Genomic DNA, 19,263 nt, shown 5'->3' with positions numbered 1-19,263 from the left:
GACTAGCATTTCAAGACTATACGGGAGCTTTCAATGTCAACAGCAAAAGTAATTATCGCCGATGATCACCCATTATTTCGCACCGCCTTAAAACAAGCGATTGTCGAATGCATTGATGATGACGAAACCTTAGAAGTTGATAATTTTCATGACTTACTTAAAGAGGTCACCAATAACAGTAGCTTAGAGCTTGTTTTTCTCGACTTACATATGCCAGGTAATGATGGTTTTACTGGCTTAACCCAACTACAAAATCACTTTCCTGATATTGTTGTTATTATGGTGTCATCAGACGACAACTCAGAAACAATGCAAAAAGCCATTAACTTTGGTGCCGCCGCCTTTATTCCAAAATCAGCGGATTTAACCACAATAGCCCAAGCCATTGATACCGTTTTAGCTGGCGGCATATGGTTACCTGAACATATTGACTTTAATGCTGATCAACAAATAGATATTGCCCATCAAAAACTCGCAAAACAATTAAGTCAACTTACGCCTCAGCAATATATAGTGTTGACCCAAATTGCTGATGGTCAGTTAAACAAGCAAATTGCTTATGATCTCGATATTAAAGAAACCACAGTGAAAAAGCATGTATCAGCGATATTATTAAAATTAGAAGTGAATAATCGCACATTGGCCGGCCTTGCCTATCAGCAACTCATGCTAACTCCAACACAACATCTAAACGTTAGTTAAAACTTGTCAGGAGATTTGAATCGCGAGATAAATAAGCAATATGCGTTACAGGTTATAGCAAAATAAATTAACGAATCATGTAATCGGTGAAATGAAGTAAAACAGTTAGCAGAACATGTACGAGATTAGCAGCAGCCGTCATCTAAATAACTTAGCGATAACTTAGCGATAATATTAATCTATTTATCGCTATCAAGCTTGATGCAAATGTATATAAATATCGCGCTAATGTAGCAGTAATCAAACGATAAAAGCGTTTAACGTTCTCCAGTAACTTTATGCTCACAAATAACTTTCTTTTTTCCTGTTATGCTAAACCAAAAAGTCATGTCAAAAATCAGCCCTAAGACAATAAAAATCACTATACCTTGAGAAAAAGCATTTTGATATGACCCCAATGCCATTAATAAAAGTAGCGCAAGAATAAAGTACTTTTTAGCCATATTGATAACCTATTAAAATGTAATTTGCATTAACAGATAAAATATATGACTAAGTGACGCTGTAAATAAATACTTACCCGAAATAACAATCCTCAACTAAAGAGCCAAATACAAAAGCCAAACATTGACAGTAAACTGACAAGTTAAACATAGGTTTTTACTCTAATTAACCATCAATTCCTCCAAAAATACGCTATTTTATAGCGAACCATTGGTAAAATTTTAAATAACGCAATAATTAATTGAAAAATAAAGTCAGTTTGCTAGATATTGTTACTGCCCTTCGCACTCGTTTTCGCTATAATGTTGCGCGCTTAAATTTAAGCTAATTTTTCATCCACTTTAAACAGGTAATTTGCATGTCTGTACAACAGCAGGAAGTCGACTTACGACGCACCTTCGCTATTATTAGTCACCCCGATGCGGGTAAAACGACGATCACTGAAAAAGTATTACTTTTCGGTCAAGCGTTACAAAAGGCCGGTACCGTTAAAGGTAAAAAATCTGGGCAACATGCAAAATCTGACTGGATGGAAATGGAAAAAGACCGTGGTATTTCAATTACCACCTCGGTGATGCAGTTTCCCTACAATGATTGTTTAGTAAATTTACTTGATACTCCCGGCCATGAAGACTTCTCAGAAGATACTTACCGTACACTGACCGCCGTCGATTCTTGTTTAATGGTTATTGACGTTGCCAAAGGTGTAGAAGCTCGTACCATTAAATTAATGGAAGTTACTCGTTTACGTGATACACCTATCATCACATTCATGAATAAAATGGACCGTGATGTTCGTGACCCAATGGAAGTCATGGATGAAGTTGAAGACGTACTGAAAATTAAATGTGCGCCTATTACTTGGCCAATCGGCATGGGGAAAGAGTTTAAAGGTGTTTATAATATTTTAACCGATGAAGTCTTTTTATACCAAACGGGCCAAGGCCACACTATTCAGGAAAAACGTATCATAAAAGGTATCGACAACCCTGAACTAGACACAGCTATTGGTAATTATGCCGAAGACTTACGCGAAGAGTTAGAACTTGTTGTCGGTGCCTCACATGAGTTCAACCATGATGAGTTTTTAAAAGGTGAATTAACTCCGGTATTTTTTGGTACCGCCTTAGGAAACTTTGGTGTTGATCATATGCTTGACGGTTTAACCCGTTGGGCGCCGAAGCCGCTTCCGCGTGAAACGGATACTCGTGTTGTTAATGCTGAAGAAGAAAAGTTCTCAGGCTTTGTATTTAAGATCCAAGCTAACATGGATCCAAAACACCGTGACCGTATTGCTTTCATGCGTATTTGCTCTGGCAAGTATGAAAAAGGTATGAAAATGAAACAAGTACGTATTGGCAAAGACGTTAAAATTGCTGATGCCGTCACCTTTATGGCCGGTGATCGTTCTAACGTTGAACAAGCTTATGCCGGTGATATTATTGGTTTACATAACCACGGAAGCATTCAAATCGGTGATACTTTCACTGCCGGCGAGAATATGAAATTTAGCGGTATTCCAAATTTTGCCCCAGAAATGTTCCGTCGCATTCGCTTACGTGATCCACTTAAAGCCAAGCAATTACAAAAGGGCCTTATTCAACTATCTGAAGAAGGTGCGGTACAAGTATTTAGACCTTTCAACTCAAACGATATGATCGTTGGTGCTGTCGGTGTGCTGCAGTTTGAAGTAGTCGTGCAACGTTTAAAAACCGAATACAATGTTGATGCTATTTATGAGCCGATCAGCGTTGCAACAGCTCGTTGGTGTACCTGTGATGATGAGCGCACGTTAGAGCAATTTCAGAAGAAGGCTTATGACAACTTGGCACTTGATGGTGGCGATAACTTAACCTACATTGCACCTACTATGGTGAATTTAAGCCTAGCGCAAGAACGTCACCCAGATATCGAGTTCCACAAAACTCGTGAGCATTAATCAATAGCCTTTGATGACAACTAAAAGTCAATCAAGTAACTTATAGATAAGCGCAGTATTTTATGCGGCGTTTATATGCCTAAGCCTCAATGTAGGCTTAGGTCGATAATCCAATTAAGAGTTAATTTACATGAATATTAGTAACATCCTAAGTGAGAAAGTTAGCGCTGCTATGGTTGCAGCAGGTTTGCCTGAAGGAACAAACCCAGCGATAAGTTTATCAAACCGAGCAAATTTTGGTGATTACCAAGCAAACGGTGTTATGGGTGCGGCTAAGAAATTAAAAACTAACCCACGTGAACTGGCAACTAAAGTTGTTGAAGCACTAGACTTAAGCGGCATCGCTGAAAAAGTTGAATTAGCTGGCCCTGGGTTTATTAATATTCATTTAGATAAAAACTGGCTAGCAACACAGTTAAATCTGATATCAAACGACCAGCACCTTGGCGTTAACCAATCAGCAGCACCACAAAATGTTGTTGTCGATTACTCTGCGCCTAACCTCGCAAAAGAAATGCATGTTGGTCATTTACGCTCAACCATTATTGGCGACGCGGTTGTCCGTGCTCTTGAGTTTCGTGGCGAACATGTTATTCGTCAAAATCACATGGGTGATTGGGGTACACAGTTTGGTATGCTATTAGCACACTTAAGCGATAAATTAGCGTCAAATGAAGTCGCTGAAACTGCGCTGGCTGATTTAGAAAACTTTTACCGTGAAGCTAAAATTCGTTTTGATAACGAAGAAGGCTTTGCTGATCGTGCCCGCGACTATGTGGTAAAACTACAAAGTGGTGAAGCGCAATGTGCCGTACTTTGGCAACAGTTTATCGACATTTCAATTGCTCACAGTGAAGACATTTACAAAAAACTTAATGTCACACTAACACGTGATGACATCATGGGTGAAAGTGCTTACAACGATGACTTATCAAACGTTATTGATGAATTAATGGCACAAAAAATTGCTGTAGAAGATCAAGGCGCAAAAGTTGTTTTTATTAACGAAATGGCCAATAAAGACGGTGAACCTTCGGTCTTTATTGTACAAAAATCTGGCGGCGGTTATTTATACGCAACCACCGACTTATCAGCATGTCGTTACCGTAGCGGTGAATTAAAAGCCGATCGCATTATTATCTTTACCGATGCCCGCCAAGCCCTACATTTTAAACAAGTGGAAATTGTTGCTCGTAAAGCTGGCTTTTTACCTGAGCATGTCGGTTATGATCACTGTCCATTTGGCATGATGATGGGCGACGATGGCAAACCATTTAAAACGCGTACTGGTGGTACAATTAAACTTGCCGAATTACTTGATGAAGCCGTGGTGCGTGCAGCAGCATTGATCAAAGAAAAAAATCCAGATATTGCCGAAGCTGATTTAGCTGAGATTTCACATAAAGTAGGCATAGGCGCAGTTAAGTTTGCCGATTTATCAAAAAATCGTACCAGTGATTATATTTTCAACTGGAAAACCATGTTGAGTTTTGAAGGCGCAACGGCTCCTTACTTACAATATGCTTATTCTCGTATTCAAAGTATCTTTGCTAAAGCAGATTTTTCTACAAGCACAGACATGCAAAGCATTAGTATTGTTGAACCACAAGAAAAGGCATTAGCATTAAAATTATTACAATTAGAAAACGTAATCGACGCGGTTATCAGCGAATGCACACCTAACTTATTGTGTAATTACTTATATGAGCTTGCTAGCTTGTATATGAGCTTTTACGAAGCCTGCCCTATTTTAAAAGATGAGATTACACCAGAGGTTAAGCAATCACGCTTAGCGCTAAGCTACATTATTGCAAGCACTCTTAAACAAGGTCTAGATATCTTAGGTATAGACGTTATGGAACGTATGTAACTTCTGCTGATAAAAATATCTCAAGGGCAATATGTTGTAAATGAAAGTATTATTAATTGATAATGTCGACGGTCAACTGTTAGCGCTTAAGCAAGCGCTAACTAAGTCTCGAACAAAATTCGCTCATGTCACAGGCTTAAATGCTGCGGTTTCAGCTCTTTCACAACACCAGTTTAATGTGGCTATATGCGCAGGAATGGTTGATAACAGCAATGGTGATACAATACTTGAAATGGTGTCAAAAAAGTTCCCTGCTATCGTGCGTATCTTGATCGATAATACTGAGCAACAAACACATAGCATTGCCCATTACTGTTTTGCCCAGCCTTTAGCGTGTCGTGTTATTGTCAGCACAATTACCCAGCTATCCAATAATAATCAAGCCATCACCAAAGATATTATTGTCAAAACTATTGCTAATATCAAAATATTACCAAGCCCTCCCAAAGTCTATATGCAGCTTAATGCCATTTTAAAAGAGCGAAACACTGACTCTCATAAAATAGCCCAAATTATCCAACAAGACCCTGCACTAACGGCAAAAGTATTACAATTTTCAAACAACACTTTTGCCACAAATGGCAAACCTATGATGAATATTAGTGATGCTATTACAAAAATGGGTATGGATACTTTATGCTGTATCGTGATGACGGCTGAATTATTTGCTTATAATCCTAAGATCAAAGATTTTTCCATACTCGATGAACAGCTGCATTGTTTAGCTACGGCAAAATTAGCGGCATCAATGGTTAAAGCCGAATTAAAACAGGACGCTATGATCGCAGGCTTACTTCACGATATTGGCAAAGTTGTACTATTTGAAGTAAATGAAAAATTAACAGCGTTATTCTTTACCCATCGTATAAATAATGACGACAACCTTGCTCTAGAAAATAAAATATTTGCCACTGATCATTGTCATGTAGGAGGTTATTTATTACATATGTGGGGGTTTTCATACGATATTATTGAGGCCATTGTTTTACACCACAGTCCTGAAAAGCTACGCCAAAAAAGCTTTGGTATTGCACAAGCTGTTTATCTTGCTAATGTGCTTATCAACAAGCAAACGCCAGAGGCTGAATTTATCAACCATTATAAGTTAACCGGTGTTATTGATGCCCTAACGCAGCGGGCTGAAAAGCTCGCTTAGCGAGTTATAACATTACAAAGACATTATCGGAGTTAAGATGACAAATATGTTGCGCTTTACCGACAGCCATTGTCATCTTGATTTTAACGCACTGAGCACTCAGCTTCCTCAACTCCTAAAACTATGCCAACAAGCGCAAATTAACCGTATTGTAATACCTAGCATAGGGCCTGAAAACTGGCATAAAGTCCTAACCCTGGCCAAGAACCACAGCACTGATTCATTAAAAATACAGCCATCTTTAGGTATACACCCATGGTTTCTCAATAATTTAGCCAAAAACAGTTTTGATACTTTAGCGCAGTTAGTGCAACAACAGTTAAATAACATTGTCGCTATAGGTGAAGCAGGTATCGATGGTGTTATTGATAAAGAACAGCAGAATTTATCACTACAAAAAAGTCTATTTGAACAACAATTATCGCTAGCTAAACACTATAACTTACCTATTATTGTCCATCATCGCCGCTCACATCAGCATATTGTGCCGATGTTACGACAAAAAAAATTATCTAAAGGTGGTATTATTCATGCTTTTTCTGGCAGTTACCAGCAGGCAGTTCAATATATTGATTTAGGATATAAACTAGGGATCGGAGGTACCATTACCTACCCTAGAGCAGAAAAAACCATCAAGGCAATTAAGCGACTACCGCTAACGAGCTTAGTACTTGAGACAGATGCCCCTGCGATGCCTTTATACGGTTTTCAAGGCCAAGATAATTCCCCCTTACAATTGATAAAAGTTTTTCAAACCTTAGTAAGTATTCGCACTGAATCTGCGGCAGAAATTGCCCATACGTTAGAAGATAATGTTAATGCCATTTTACCTGCCCAATCAGCCGCCGTGTAATAAAACCTACGCTATTGGTGGTCTATAGCCTTGGCGACTAAAGCGATTTAATCCCCGAGTTAACAGAAAACCAATGAACCCTGCGACAATTAACAGTAAACGCATAATATCGTATTGTGAACGGCTATTTTCAGCCAATTCATCTGCTAAGATCGAACGATGAAGCGATAACCGAATATAACCACTCAATTGCTCTGTACGTAATTCTTGTACAAAAGGTAGCAGCTCATCAGCTTGGTTAATTTTATTAATGCTGATACCAAACAAGTCATTAATAGACTCTGCTTGCGCTGAGCTCGCAATTCGTTGGCCTGTTTTATCATAAACATGAACACTTTTTACCAAAGCTTGCTTTACCAAAGTATCAGTAAAGTCTTGAAGCTTATTTTGCTCTGCTGACAAATAAGGTATAGCGCTCGCTGCAGCTTGTGCCAAGTAAATTTGACCAACTTTATGTGCATGTGCTTGGATCTGTGCTTGCTGTGCATCACGACTATCAACCCAAAAGTTCATCAACAGTACAAGTAACAAAATAGCGATAGCTAATTGCAATATTTTATTATAAATCGGTGATAATTTAGGGTATAAAGGCTGTTCTAGTTGCTTCATAAAACGTATTGTTTCCTACATTTCTATAACTACACTATAGAACCACATTTACACTTTTTATGCTAGGACAGTTGTTTTAAAACATATTTTTCAAATAAGGCATTATTGTGACAATCGAAAAAAAATCAGTTTCCCTAGCAAGTATCCAACATTTAAATTTAACCCAATGGTTGCCTGTCGACACAACGTCAAATGAAGTTCCTTTGACCTTTGATAAAAACCAATTAGCATTCACTAGCACTGAATATCAAGCGGTACCAGCAACATCAGCATGTGCAAAGCAGCTAGAACTTGTAGTTTTTGGTGATATGACACTTGATATATTTGCCGGTTTACTACATGAGTGCCAACTTACCCTGCTATCTCTACAGAAAATCAATCAACGTAATAATGCCATAAGTTATCGATTTTCAGTACAAGTAGAAGATATAAAGCTGGCCCGAGAGCAATTAGCAAAATTCAATCTTGCTAAGCAAGTCGAATCAGCATTACTCACTAATGCGCCAACATTAGCACAACCCGGCCTTTTGTTGATGGACATGGATTCAACAACAATAAAAATTGAGTGTATCGACGAAATAGCAGCACTGGCGGGTGTCGGTGAAGAAGTCGCAGCAGTTACTGAACTGGCTATGCAAGGCCTGCTTGACTTTAGTGAAAGCTTACATCAACGCGTCGCTAAATTAAACAAGGCTTCTGAGGATATATTAGCGCAAGTAGCGAAAAACATTCCCTTAATGGAAGGGTTAGAAACCTTAGTTAGTGAATTAAAAAAGCATCACTGGCGCATTGCTATTGCTTCAGGCGGGTTTACCTATTTCGCTGATCATTTACAAAAAATGTTAGCCCTTGATGCTGCTGTAGCCAATGTGCTTGAAATTGATAACCACCACTTAACTGGCAAAGTAGTCGGCCCAGTTATTGATGCCACAGCGAAAGCTGAATGCTTGAAACAATTACAAGTAGATTTTAATATTGCAGATACTCAAACAGTAGCTATGGGTGATGGTGCAAATGACTTAGTGATGATGGCAGCAGCACACCTAGGGGTGGCATTTCATGCCAAACCTGTAGTATTAGCACAAGCCGATGCTTGCATTACCACTTCAGGTCTTGATTGTTTATTACATTGGCTAAAGTAAGATAGCGCTGAAGTAAAAATAAAGCTGAAGTAACTGTTATCAAGATTGGCTAACAATCAATACCGTTAGCCATTTAAGTTCAGTTACGCATCAGTTGATAGCGAAAAAGGACTTCTTGGGTTATATCAAAAATCTGTCCGATACCGGCAACACTGAAAATATCTTGTTCGATTTGCTTACCGCGATGAATGGCATATGAGCTGATATAACTAAGTTCCGGATGCAAGTGCGCCATATCAGGTTCCGCAGCACGAGATAGCTTCATCAAAACACAGAAAAACTGACCTTTTTTCAAAGCTTGGTGAATAAAGAACTGTTTCACTTTTTCATTGGCAAAGTCGGAAGCAAGCTTAATAGTTACTGCTTTTTCCACTTGCTCAACCTTGTTATTAATCGCCATATAAATTAATTCAGAGCTAGCCCCGTCAGTACTTTGCATTTTCTTTAACTGAGCACTCAATTTTGCCATAACATCAGCATGAGCAAAAACTGGATATAGATTGTAATAACCATCAAGATCACTAAGTTGCTTCATTGCTGACATCAACTTGCTGTCTGGGTCTCCGCCGGCAATCACTTCTGCTTTATAACGGCTACCACTAGCTTGCACGATAATCGACGATATCGCTGAGCTAGCACTATAGATATTTCGTAAAGCCTTTGCTAAACCAGGGCTAGACATAGCATATTCATCTGGTGTTAATTTATCACGGTTTTTATCAATTAAAGCCTTAAAGAACTTACGCCCGATATGTTGATGCTTCTCAACATACACCCTTAAATTAACAACAGTTTTTGCTGAATTTAAACGCATAACCTCATAGGGTAAACCAGATAAATCGAATGCTGAGGTAATTTTTTGTAATGCTGGGAAGCTAACATAAACAATGTCACCTTTACTTAAAACAGTCGACTTTTCTAATTCAACCTTTAAGCCTGATTTAGAAAAATCATGTGATACCCCTTGCCACATTACATTTTCAATTTTAACGTGCGCTGGCGTTTTATAAGTAAAACGCAGTTCCTGACGTTGATTTTTATAATTTATCCCAACTTCGTCAACACTGAAGGGTTTACTCAGTCGTTTATGACCAAAGTTTTTTAGTTTAACTGTGTTGATACCTTCATAAGACAGCGACTGGTATGCTTGTATGCTTTCACTATCTGTTATTTCACTAGCAACAACAATATAGGGGGTTTTATCAAGTAAGGCTTTAACTTCGTCAGATACTGGCGTATTCAAATACTCATTTTGTTTAGCAATAGTATTTGATAGGGTTAAAAATGATTCAGCACGGCGAGGAAATACATCTAGCAAAGACAACTGAATAACTGAAAAACTCTCTTTAGCTGCCGCAAATCCCAGATAATATGGCATAAAATCTGTATCTTCAGCTAACTGAAATTCATCTGCCGTATAGAAGTAAGATTTTCCTTGGCTTTTATGAATAAAACTAAAAACCAGTAACGTCTTGCCTGATACAGCTAGCTTTTTAAGTCGCTCAATTCGCTCGGGGGTAATCAAACAATACAAGGTTGAATAACGCTTTTCATCTTGCCAATACTGGTAAAGGCCTTGATTATTATTACAAGTTAAGGCGTATTTTGGCGTTAAGAGTTCATTGTTTTTTTCAATAAAAACAGGAAGCTCATTAGACTTAGGTAATATATATTGCTCGTAGCTACGAGACTGCAAAGCGCTAATAGTATTATCTAAATTTATTTTATAACGGCGTTTATTGCCTTGAATAAAACCAACAAGAAACTGCGTAAAACCATCAGGACGCGCTTTGGTCTCAACAACTCTTTGGACCCCAACTAACTGCATGTTGTCCAATGTAGTGATATTTTTTACTTCGTAGATAAAGTTAGTATCAGCACCAAACTGAAATTCGTCTTCTAAGCCACGAAAACGTAACGTAAGCTGCATACCTACTTTAACTGGTTTAAAGCCGCTAACTCTAAACTTACAGCCATTAACACTGATATCTGAACTAGTACATTCAAAACTGACTCCATTACCCAATGATACTTGGATAGCAACGGCAAAATTCATCCGCTCTTCACTGCGATCATAATAAGGGCCAAAACTATAAAACTTGGCTGGAGATTGAGATTTTTCAAGTGTTTTTGCAGAGTCAACTTGGGGAGTTAAACTGGCTTTTTGTTTTTCTTTTTGATAGATAACACGAAAGTTATTTTCGGTGTTCATTGTGGCTTCATAAACACCAAAAGTATAACCATTATAACGGGTAAAAGCCTCAGTAAATACTCGACTAGCAACGTCATCTAAATAATGAGTTCTATCTTCATGATCAAATGCTTTACATTCACCGTCAACATGGCCACGTAAATCAATTAGGCGGGTGCATGGTGCAGCTAAGCGCTTTAATTCCATTTTAAGGAGAAAGCGTTCAGTTTTCGGAATTTTTTTCGTGGCAGCATTAAACCTAGCTTCAAAGTCACTTGTTAAGACTTGGCCACTGAACTCGTCAATAATTTTTTGATATTTTGAAAAATCTTTATTCATTTACGCGTCAATATCTTTACAATAAAGAAAACTACTCATCGTATATAAAGTTAAGTATAAATGGCTTAAAAGCCAATTAACACCACAATAACATTTATGAGTAAACATTAGCTATGCAATGCAAAAACTATACCTGTTAAATAGTCATAACAAAAGCAAAACTGAACAGTAAGATTCATTTAACTAAAGCTTTGAATATGAATATAAAAATCATAGCAGAACATTCATCTCTCTGACAAACGGCGACACCTTCATTTATTGCGCCAGTATTTTGTCATAATTTCATCCCGCGTAATATGCGTAATGGGCTGAAAAATTTAAATTTAGAAAGTAGGTAGCCCAATGGCAAAGTTAGCAAAATTAGAATTCGTTTGTACTGATTGCGGTATGAATTACCCTCGTTGGCAAGGACAATGTCGTTGTGGCGCATGGAATACCTTAGCAGAAATGAAGATTCCGGCAAATCAGAGTAAGAGTCCAAGCAAGAGCAGAATAACGACAGGAGGTTATGCTGGCGGCACGGGTGGTGGCTCGAAGAAAATCAATGACGTTGAAACCACTGAAGCTGAAAAACAACTCACCGGCATTGGGGAGCTTGATCGAGTATTATGTGGTGGCGTGACTACAGGCTCTGTCAATATTATCTCAGGAGATCCTGGTGCAGGAAAAACCACCTTGTTGTCAGACTTAGTTGCCCGAATGTCAAAGCTTACACCATCTTTATATTGTACAGCTGAGGAATCACTTTCTCAGTTTAAAAATCGTGTGCAGCGTTTAAAGCTAGATTATAATCCTGAAGAACTATATTTATTATCCGAAACCAGTGTGGAAGCTATTATTGAAGAGTTAGAACAAAATAAAATTAAATTTGCCGTGATTGACTCTATCCAAGCTGTTGTAACTGATAATGCCAATGGTAGCCCAGGCTCACCATCTCAAGTAAAAAGTGCCGCTCAAGCATTAACTCAATACTGTAAACAAAATAACGTCACCATGTTTTTAATTGCCCATGTAAATAAAAACAATGAAATTGCCGGGCCGCAAACCTTAGTGCATATTGTTGATGCCCTTCTCCATATTGATACCAACGACGGTCAAATAAGAACATTACGTGCCAATAAAAACCGTTTTGGCGACATAGACACGGTCGGTATTTTTAAAATGTGCGAACGCGGCATGCTCAGTGTTGATAACCCCAGTGAGATATTTCTATCCGGTTCAAGTACAGAATCACCGGGCTCAGCTATAACATGTATCAGAAAAGGCAATCGGAATTTATTACTAGAAATTCAATGTTTAACCACCGAAACTGAAGCAGAGTTTCCACAACGGGTTTGTGTTGGCTTAAATATGAACCGAATAAAAATGTTAACCGGTATTTTGCGTAAACATACTAAAACAAAAATTTATCACGATACTTTTTTCAACATTATTGGTGGCTTAAAAATTGATGAATCAGAAACCTGTATTGATCTCGCCTTAGTCACCGCACTATTAAGCAGTTTGAATGAGTTTGTCATCCCAAGAACCACCTGTATCATGGGCGAACTAAGTTTGAATGGTGACGTGCGCCCCATCGACAGCGGCGTACCCAGAGTAAAAGAAGCTGCACAACATGGCTTTAGTGAAATATTTATTCCCTATCGTAACTATCACAAATCAATGGAAGGTTTAGGGGCAAAAGTCACGCCAATAAAAACCATTCATGAATTAATTGAGCTAATTAAATAGTCGATAAGTAAGTTGATTGGTGTGATGACTGAATGTAAAAATTCTGTATTTAGCGCTACTCAACTGACTTTAGCGTAAAAATCAATCGCCTAGCAATGGGGTATTCCCCCCCCATAAAAGCATTTATGTCATAAAGAAAAACTAAATGAGAATAGCCGTATTAGGGGCAACAGGCATGAGATTTTAAGCGGATTTTAAGCGGGACACCCTTTCTAAAAGATAATTTGAGATGGGTGCCCTGTATATTTCGCTGTATATTTCGGTATGTTTCGAGTTATAACGACAAGCAGTTTGTATTTACTTATCCGTTCCGCTTTTATTGAGTAGCAATATAATTAGCAGCATCGCAAACAGCGTAACAATACTAATTTGCAAAGGGCCGCTAATTTTAACCCCTAAGTTACTACTGTTTATAATATCAAAAATATCTTTCAACGCGCCTACCGATATTAACCCCATTGAGCCTGAGATGATGCCGGTTAACCTTTTGCTGTTTCGTGTTCGTAGTTTTTCATAAAGTTTAGCGTTTTCAGCAATAATTTCATCTTGCCTAAATTGAATTTTATCTAAAGTTTCTTGTGTACGAATGTGTAATTTCTCAAACCCCATACGATCAAACACTTTCTGAATAAGGCGGGTATGATCAGGAAAAGTCATCATACTGCCAGCACTGATCAACTCTAACAACCAATGCGCATCACGAGTAAACTGTTTTAAGCAGTTATCTTCAATAGTAAGCTTTTTAACTTGCTCCCTAAGCACTTTAACAGACAACTTTTTATCGGTAAGTTTCCGTACAGAGTTAGCTTGGCTAACACTGAGTTGTTTATCGAGTAACTTATTGGTTAGATGAAACAAGTTATTGATAGCAGCGGCCACATCTATCATTTCAGCTGATTGCTCTAGTACCCAATTGGGTTGTTGTAACAACCCTAAAACACACTCGTGCTTATTAATATAAAAAAACTCATCATGGTTAAAACAATCTTGATTCAAATTGTTACTGGCTAACGGTGGTGTTCTAAGACACCAGTCATCTACAGCACTGCGCAGCTCTCTCTGCGGTAATATAAATAGCGGGTAAGCAAAATGTGATTTTAGCGACTTTGCGGTAACTGAAATATGCTTATCATCAACGCACTCAACCACACGATCAATTAACGTTGATACAAAGCGATTATCAGTTTTATTAAAAGTAAGAATATCACTAATTGGTTTGTCGCCATGTTTAAAGGAGCCATTAAGTACTTCGGCCAATTCAGTAAATCGATTTTCGGCAAAATCTTCCAATAAACCTATATCTTCATTATGCCAATGCATTTGTTGGTCCATGGCAAAAGGCGTACCAAGAGACATCGCATGTCTAACACCGCTGCCACTAACACCGTCAAGATCAGCTTTTAACGTTAACGCAAAAATGCCCATTGGGTAGTACACCAACTCTACGGTAAAACATAGCGCTTTATCAGTGCCGTTTCTATTTCGAAATGGCGTACTTAAACTGGGTAACTGCCACGAATATATATTTTCAAACTCGCGGGCAATTCCTTCCCATGTATCGTTGAGCATATTTCGAACTGGTGTTTCTGCTGCCCATTGCTCAAGATAAAGTAAATGCGACTCTGGAGCGTCGTTAATAATACTAGATAACGACTGCAGTAGTTCACTAATAACAATATGATTAACGCTGGCAAAATATGAAATAGTAATTGCACCACGTTCAACAATCAGTTTCCCAGTGCCTGGCGCTCTATTTTCGCTAAAAAAAGTTAATGGAGGCCACAGCGCTTCTAAATCGGTCGACATTATATATTTGCCGTTCGAGCTTAAAGCTTGAACCGCTTCAAGGAACTTAGGCCTCAATTGAGCCATATGTAAGGTTAAGGTTTCGGGCTCACCCCATCGAATTTCTAACAGCTGGGCAATTATCGCCACACCCTCACTGTAATATTGGTATGAACTGAACTCTAAAGCAAAATACTCGGCATATAATTGGCAATCAATAGGGCTAAGCTCAGCCTTTAACGCTGTTATTTCGTTTAGCGTGTTTGCAATATTTTTTGTTGCTTGCGCCATTAAATACTCTTGGCTAGTGTATATACCTCGGTCAATACAACAGATGTCAATTTGAATTCCTGCAAACATTTTCAGTGCTTCAATAATGTCCGAACTTGGTAACGATTCAAGTGCCATTATACCTGAGCGGATCAGCGTTTCTGCATGGTAGTATCTGTTGGTTTCTTCAACCTCATGCCGAGCAAAGCTATAGCAGCTACAAAACATTAATAAAAGTTCGTTACTCTCAATATTCGTAAGCTGTTCTGTTGATATTTTTGGCTGTTCCCCTAACTGTTTAATAATACTAAACGCATCAGAATTATAGCCTTGTAATTGCTTTTGTGCCCAATGAAAACAAGCCTCAAAATCCTCTGAACGAATAAACTCAAAAAACCTTGTCAAGATAGACTGCTGCGCAATATTTTGCTCAAAACTCATATAACTACCTTTTAAATAATATAATTTCGCTGTTGCTCTAGCCTTGGGTCATCAGAAGATAAGTAATAACTCTCAGAGAATATATGATGAACAATGTGCCATAATTGCGCTTTGGTAGGTGCGCTTTGTTCTGCTTTAGAATATAGCATTAATGCCATTTCGGTTGATTGCATATCATCATAATGTGGAGACAGGTATTTAATACCTAAGGTAGAAAAGCCTAATTGTTCATAGAAACGTTCGGGGCCAGCTTCTGCTTCGACTAACAACCACTTTAAATCATGACTTTGGTTAAAAAAATCAAATAACTCTTGGCACAATAACTTGCCTAACCCTTGCCCTTGGTGATTAGAAGAAACAAACAAGTAACCTAACATAGCAAAACTTTTAGACCAATAAACTTCAGTCAAAGACATGGCTATAGTTTTATTGCCCTCATGTACCAAGATACAACGAGAATTACCACTATTAACCGCTGCTTCAATGTTAGCTATTGCTTCCCTTTCCCATTCAGGAAATATTTCGCAATATAACACCATAGCACTTTCCCACAATGGGCCAACAGCTTTTGTAAGTTGTTTAGTTTGCATGATTTTCTATTCTAATTTTTCTTAAATGATACCTAATATAATTATTATTATCGACTGATTGAGAATAAAAAATAGAGTCAGATACACATTATATTTTAGCAATTTGGGGCGGGTTGGGATGGATGTCCTTTAAGTTGGGATGGATGTCCTTTAAAGTTCATTAGTGAAATGCAAAGCAGAGTCAGCTGGGAAAACCTATGGTACTAGCGGTAATAAAATTGGTAATGGTTATCTGAAATGGGCTTTTAGTGAAGCCGCGGTGCTTTATCTTCGCGGTAATGACAACGCTAAACGCTATTTAGCTAAATTACAAAAACGCATGAGTAAAGGTAAAGTATTATCTGCACTGGCACATAAAATTGGTCGCTGTGTTTACTTCATGCTTCGAGATAGGCAGGTTTTTGATGAAGATAAGTTTTTAAACCGTTAAGTCACACAATGGCGAGAGCTGAACACCTAACTGGATGAGTAAGAGCATCTGATGAATCATCGCGTCCGTTAACTGAAAGTTGATGATTATTATGCCGAGTAGTCCAAGCCACTTCGCTTGATTAGACTCGCCATTGGTGCGCATTATTGCAATGAGCAAGCGCGTTTACACCTTAACTGAGTCTTAAACTAACTGAACTGCGCCCAAAGGCACTGAGTCATCATGCTTGAATAGTACCAGCGTAAGGTTAACCGATAAATGTCTAGTGCCCCTACTTAACCTATGGATAGACAGAGTAGGCAGTGATGAGATCACAATAAGAGAGCCTCTATATGTGTTTGCCGTAAACCCTTGTTTAATGGCTAATTGACATAGCGAAGTAGATGAACTTGTGAATTGACTGAACAATTAGCTGCCTAACGGCAGCTAAATAAAACCCTATTGCCTATTGACGGGAATAAGGCTCATATGTGTTATACGTACTATGGCACAAGTTCCAAATTACATTCAACTCTTTGCTTTATAGCTAAATTTTTGCACTTATCTTCAGGGTATTTATTCAGAAATTCTATTATGACTTGGTTGCTTTCATATGTAGGACTATTCATATTTAGCTCATCACAGTATTCACCCACACATCGATTGCCCCAATCATATTTAGTAAGAATGAAAAAACGCAATGCTTTTGAAACTTCATTAGTATCTCTGAGCGATCGTTTATACAAATCAATATCTCGTCGAATTTGCAATTCGGGATCTGTAGCCATTTTGGTAAAGTCATCAAATCTCTGAAATGAATCGTTGGCTATATTTATCGAATTAAACGCCGTGCCCGCGATAAAACTAATTATGCACAAAATCAATACGACAAATGAAACTAGAAATTTACGCATATTTTCCCTGTACGTATAACGCCCGCCTAACACGCAATGTGTTGGCGTGGCTTTTTGCGTTGTTTGCCAAAACCATGACAACTTAACATTGTCGGAGTTTAGGCGCTTGTTATACGAAAATTATCAACAATTTTGCAAATTTCTTCGGGCGCAACACCTGTTAAACGTTGATGTATTTCGGGAGTACTTCCCATCAATGGACCAACCATAAATACTTCAAAATCATTGGCGCCAATATTATCTATTCGATCTTTAATGACGTAACCTTTTGGAACGTACTTTGTAGTACTGAAATCTACCGTACTTATTAAATGTCCATTTTCAATTGCATATCTGTTTGCGTAATAAGTGATGTCAACTTTGCCTTTTGAGTCAAACTCATAAGACAAAACACATTTACGCCCATCTTCAGTAAAACCAATTTGGCTAAACCAGTAAGGGTGACGGCCGTCAAATTTTAGCTCCCAAGTTCCTATTAGCTGAGAAGAACTATATTCAACTTTTTTGGGTTGTGACGCACATGCAGTTAGAAACGTTGCGATCATTAATATTAATGCAGATTTCAATTGAACCTCCTTTTCGTATAACGAATGATATGGACTCCCCTACTAATCGGCATCTATGTGCCATATTGAAAGGTGTTAAATACATTCAATAAAGGAGAGTCCATATGTCCTTAATTAAAGTCGTTGGCATCGATTTAGCCAAACTTGTTTTTAGTATTCATGGTGTTGACCAACATGGCAAGTGTAAATTAAGAAAAACTGTCAAAAGAAACAAACTGTTAGCAGAAATAGCAAAGCTACCAAAGTGCATTATTGCCATGGAAGCATGCTCGGGAGCACATTACTGGGTAAGGGAATTCAAGAAACTTGGCCATGATGTTCGCATCATAGCATCTAAATTTGTTATTCCTTATCGTCAAAACGAAAAGAATGACGCCGAAGCTATTTGTGAAGCAGCCACCATAAAATAAATTGGACACCCATTTTAAATAATACGTCCAATATAAACAGGAAAAGTTTAACCTTAATGCATGCAATCGTGTTTTTATCGTCTGTTGAAGTTCTCGCGCTATGAATTCTATCAATTAAACCTCATATGACCCAAAAAATTTATTCTGAAGGCATGTTTGGTTCAGCGTATTGACAAATACACTGTTCAAAATGGGGTGCTTTATTGAGTTTGCTTAGGCTAAACGCTTTTACGCAAATAGCTTATTACAATGACTTAAATTCTGTCGTCGTTTGAAGTGTTGATGTTCACAAAAGTCAGTTAACGCCGCTTCTCGGCCCACTGCACCATGGAATTGTGTTCTAAATTCGGTGGTGATAATGAACCAGTGCGCTGCTGATATATTTAAGCGTTTTAGTATCTCTGGTTGGCTTTGCTCGATAAAGCCATGTTTGTCTTCCCGGATACTACGCCCAGTTATATCAATGAGTTGCAGGTAATCTGATAGGTCAAACGGTAGGCCTTGGGGCATATCTTCTCTCGGGTTGCCAACAAAAGGCAATAGTGTGTGGGGTTGGTTGCTGATGTTGTCGGTTTGACTGGCTTTGTGATGGGGTTTCTCACTGGCTTTTGTTTGCTCGCAACGCAGTTTAACGCTGGTGTGGTTTGAGCTCTCTGGTGTATCAGCGATATTGGCTCTAACAGGATTTAAGTCAACATACGCCATACAAGCCACTAGCGCTGTTTCATCCAACAGTGCTTGGGATTTAAATCGCCCTTCCCAAAACCGGCCTTTGCAATCGTCTTCTTGATTCGCCTGACGTGCTATTTTTTCATTGATTTCACGCATAAACCAACTGACGTCAATAAGGCGCTGGCGATATATTTCAGCCGTTACGTTAACCATATCCACTAGTGGCGTAG

The 19,263-nt window shown here is 38.4% G+C and carries 15 protein-coding genes and 2 pseudogenes; 9 read left to right on the top strand and 8 right to left on the bottom strand.

Annotated elements, in window-relative coordinates; genetic code table 11:
• Positions 1 to 33: 33 nt before the first annotated feature.
• A complete protein-coding gene (locus tag B0169_RS17340; RefSeq protein ID WP_077288171.1) occupies positions 34 to 702 on the top strand; it encodes a response regulator transcription factor in 669 nt (222 codons plus the stop codon).
• Between the two features lie 257 nt (positions 703 to 959).
• On the opposite strand, the gene B0169_RS17335 is transcribed toward B0169_RS17340, so the two are convergent.
• Positions 960 to 1,145 (bottom strand): hypothetical protein, encoded by a 186-nt coding sequence (locus B0169_RS17335; protein ID WP_077288170.1) that lies wholly within the window; start codon positions 1,143 to 1,145, stop codon positions 960 to 962.
• Between the two features lie 359 nt (positions 1,146 to 1,504).
• Here B0169_RS17335 and prfC point away from each other — a divergent pair, with 359 nt between their 5' ends.
• The 4 genes from prfC (at position 1,505) to B0169_RS17315 (ending at position 6,964) form a co-directional block, all read left to right on the top strand.
• Positions 1,505 to 3,085, top strand: a complete 1,581-nt coding sequence (prfC, locus tag B0169_RS17330; RefSeq protein ID WP_077288169.1) for a peptide chain release factor 3 — start codon at positions 1,505 to 1,507, stop codon at positions 3,083 to 3,085.
• Positions 3,086 to 3,215: 130 nt separating this feature from the next.
• Positions 3,216 to 4,955, top strand: a complete 1,740-nt coding sequence (gene argS, locus B0169_RS17325; RefSeq protein ID WP_077288168.1) for an arginine--tRNA ligase — start codon at positions 3,216 to 3,218, stop codon at positions 4,953 to 4,955.
• Positions 4,956 to 4,995: 40 nt separating this feature from the next.
• Positions 4,996 to 6,111, top strand: coding sequence for an HDOD domain-containing protein (locus tag B0169_RS17320; protein WP_077288167.1), 1,116 nt, complete (start codon positions 4,996 to 4,998; stop codon positions 6,109 to 6,111).
• Between the two features lie 37 nt (positions 6,112 to 6,148).
• Positions 6,149 to 6,964, top strand: coding sequence for a TatD family hydrolase (locus tag B0169_RS17315; protein WP_235838623.1), 816 nt, complete (start codon positions 6,149 to 6,151; stop codon positions 6,962 to 6,964).
• Positions 6,965 to 6,970: 6 nt separating this feature from the next.
• Here B0169_RS17315 and B0169_RS17310 read toward each other — a convergent pair whose 3' ends face one another.
• Positions 6,971 to 7,573 carry an AhpA/YtjB family protein gene (locus B0169_RS17310; RefSeq protein ID WP_077288166.1) on the bottom strand — a complete coding sequence of 201 codons (603 nt, stop codon included), beginning with the start codon at positions 7,571 to 7,573 and terminating at the stop codon, positions 6,971 to 6,973.
• A 107-nt stretch (positions 7,574 to 7,680) separates the two neighbouring features.
• Here B0169_RS17310 and serB point away from each other — a divergent pair, with 107 nt between their 5' ends.
• Positions 7,681 to 8,715, top strand: a complete 1,035-nt coding sequence (gene serB, locus B0169_RS17305) for a phosphoserine phosphatase SerB (protein ID WP_235838622.1) — start codon at positions 7,681 to 7,683, stop codon at positions 8,713 to 8,715.
• Positions 8,716 to 8,794: 79 nt separating this feature from the next.
• Here the strand turns inward: serB and B0169_RS17300 are convergent, their stop codons facing one another.
• The gene (locus tag B0169_RS17300; protein WP_077288165.1) at positions 8,795 to 11,245 is read right to left on the bottom strand and encodes a PilZ domain-containing protein; all 2,451 of its coding nucleotides are present in this window, start codon (positions 11,243 to 11,245) and stop codon (positions 8,795 to 8,797) included.
• Positions 11,246 to 11,587: 342 nt separating this feature from the next.
• On the opposite strand from B0169_RS17300, the gene radA reads away from it, so the two are divergent.
• Positions 11,588 to 12,976 (top strand): DNA repair protein RadA, encoded by a 1,389-nt coding sequence (gene radA / locus B0169_RS17295; RefSeq protein ID WP_077288164.1) that lies wholly within the window; start codon positions 11,588 to 11,590, stop codon positions 12,974 to 12,976.
• Between the two features lie 297 nt (positions 12,977 to 13,273).
• On the opposite strand, the gene B0169_RS17290 is transcribed toward radA, so the two are convergent.
• Positions 13,274 to 15,472 (bottom strand): hypothetical protein, encoded by a 2,199-nt coding sequence (locus B0169_RS17290; RefSeq protein ID WP_077288163.1) that lies wholly within the window; start codon positions 15,470 to 15,472, stop codon positions 13,274 to 13,276.
• Between the two features lie 11 nt (positions 15,473 to 15,483).
• Complete coding sequence (locus B0169_RS17285) at positions 15,484 to 16,062, bottom strand: GNAT family N-acetyltransferase (protein ID WP_077288162.1); 579 nt, start codon at positions 16,060 to 16,062, stop codon at positions 15,484 to 15,486.
• A gap of 154 nt (positions 16,063 to 16,216) precedes the next feature.
• Between B0169_RS17285 and B0169_RS17280 the strand changes: the two are divergent.
• A pseudogene (locus B0169_RS17280) lies at positions 16,217 to 16,492 on the top strand (IS110 family transposase); the annotation flags it as partial.
• 482 nt (positions 16,493 to 16,974) lie between these two features.
• Here B0169_RS17280 and B0169_RS17275 read toward each other — a convergent pair.
• The gene (locus tag B0169_RS17275) at positions 16,975 to 17,385 is read right to left on the bottom strand and encodes a hypothetical protein (protein WP_077288161.1); all 411 of its coding nucleotides are present in this window, start codon (positions 17,383 to 17,385) and stop codon (positions 16,975 to 16,977) included.
• Between the two features lie 98 nt (positions 17,386 to 17,483).
• Complete coding sequence (locus tag B0169_RS17270) at positions 17,484 to 17,951, bottom strand: hypothetical protein (RefSeq protein WP_077288160.1); 468 nt, start codon at positions 17,949 to 17,951, stop codon at positions 17,484 to 17,486.
• A gap of 104 nt (positions 17,952 to 18,055) precedes the next feature.
• Between B0169_RS17270 and B0169_RS17265 the strand changes: the two are divergent.
• Positions 18,056 to 18,352 (top strand): annotated as a pseudogene (locus tag B0169_RS17265) (IS110 family transposase); the annotation flags it as partial.
• A 237-nt stretch (positions 18,353 to 18,589) separates the two neighbouring features.
• On the opposite strand, the gene B0169_RS19290 reads toward B0169_RS17265, so the two are convergent.
• Positions 18,590 to 19,263 (bottom strand): transposase (locus B0169_RS19290; RefSeq protein ID WP_459562016.1); only part of this gene is annotated, 674 nt, incomplete at its 5' end.

The sequence above is a fragment of the Cognaticolwellia aestuarii genome (assembly GCF_002000025.1).
GTDB classification, from domain to species: Bacteria; Pseudomonadota; Gammaproteobacteria; order Enterobacterales; family Alteromonadaceae; genus Cognaticolwellia; species Cognaticolwellia aestuarii.
This window is presented reverse-complemented; position numbering and strand designations above follow the sequence as displayed.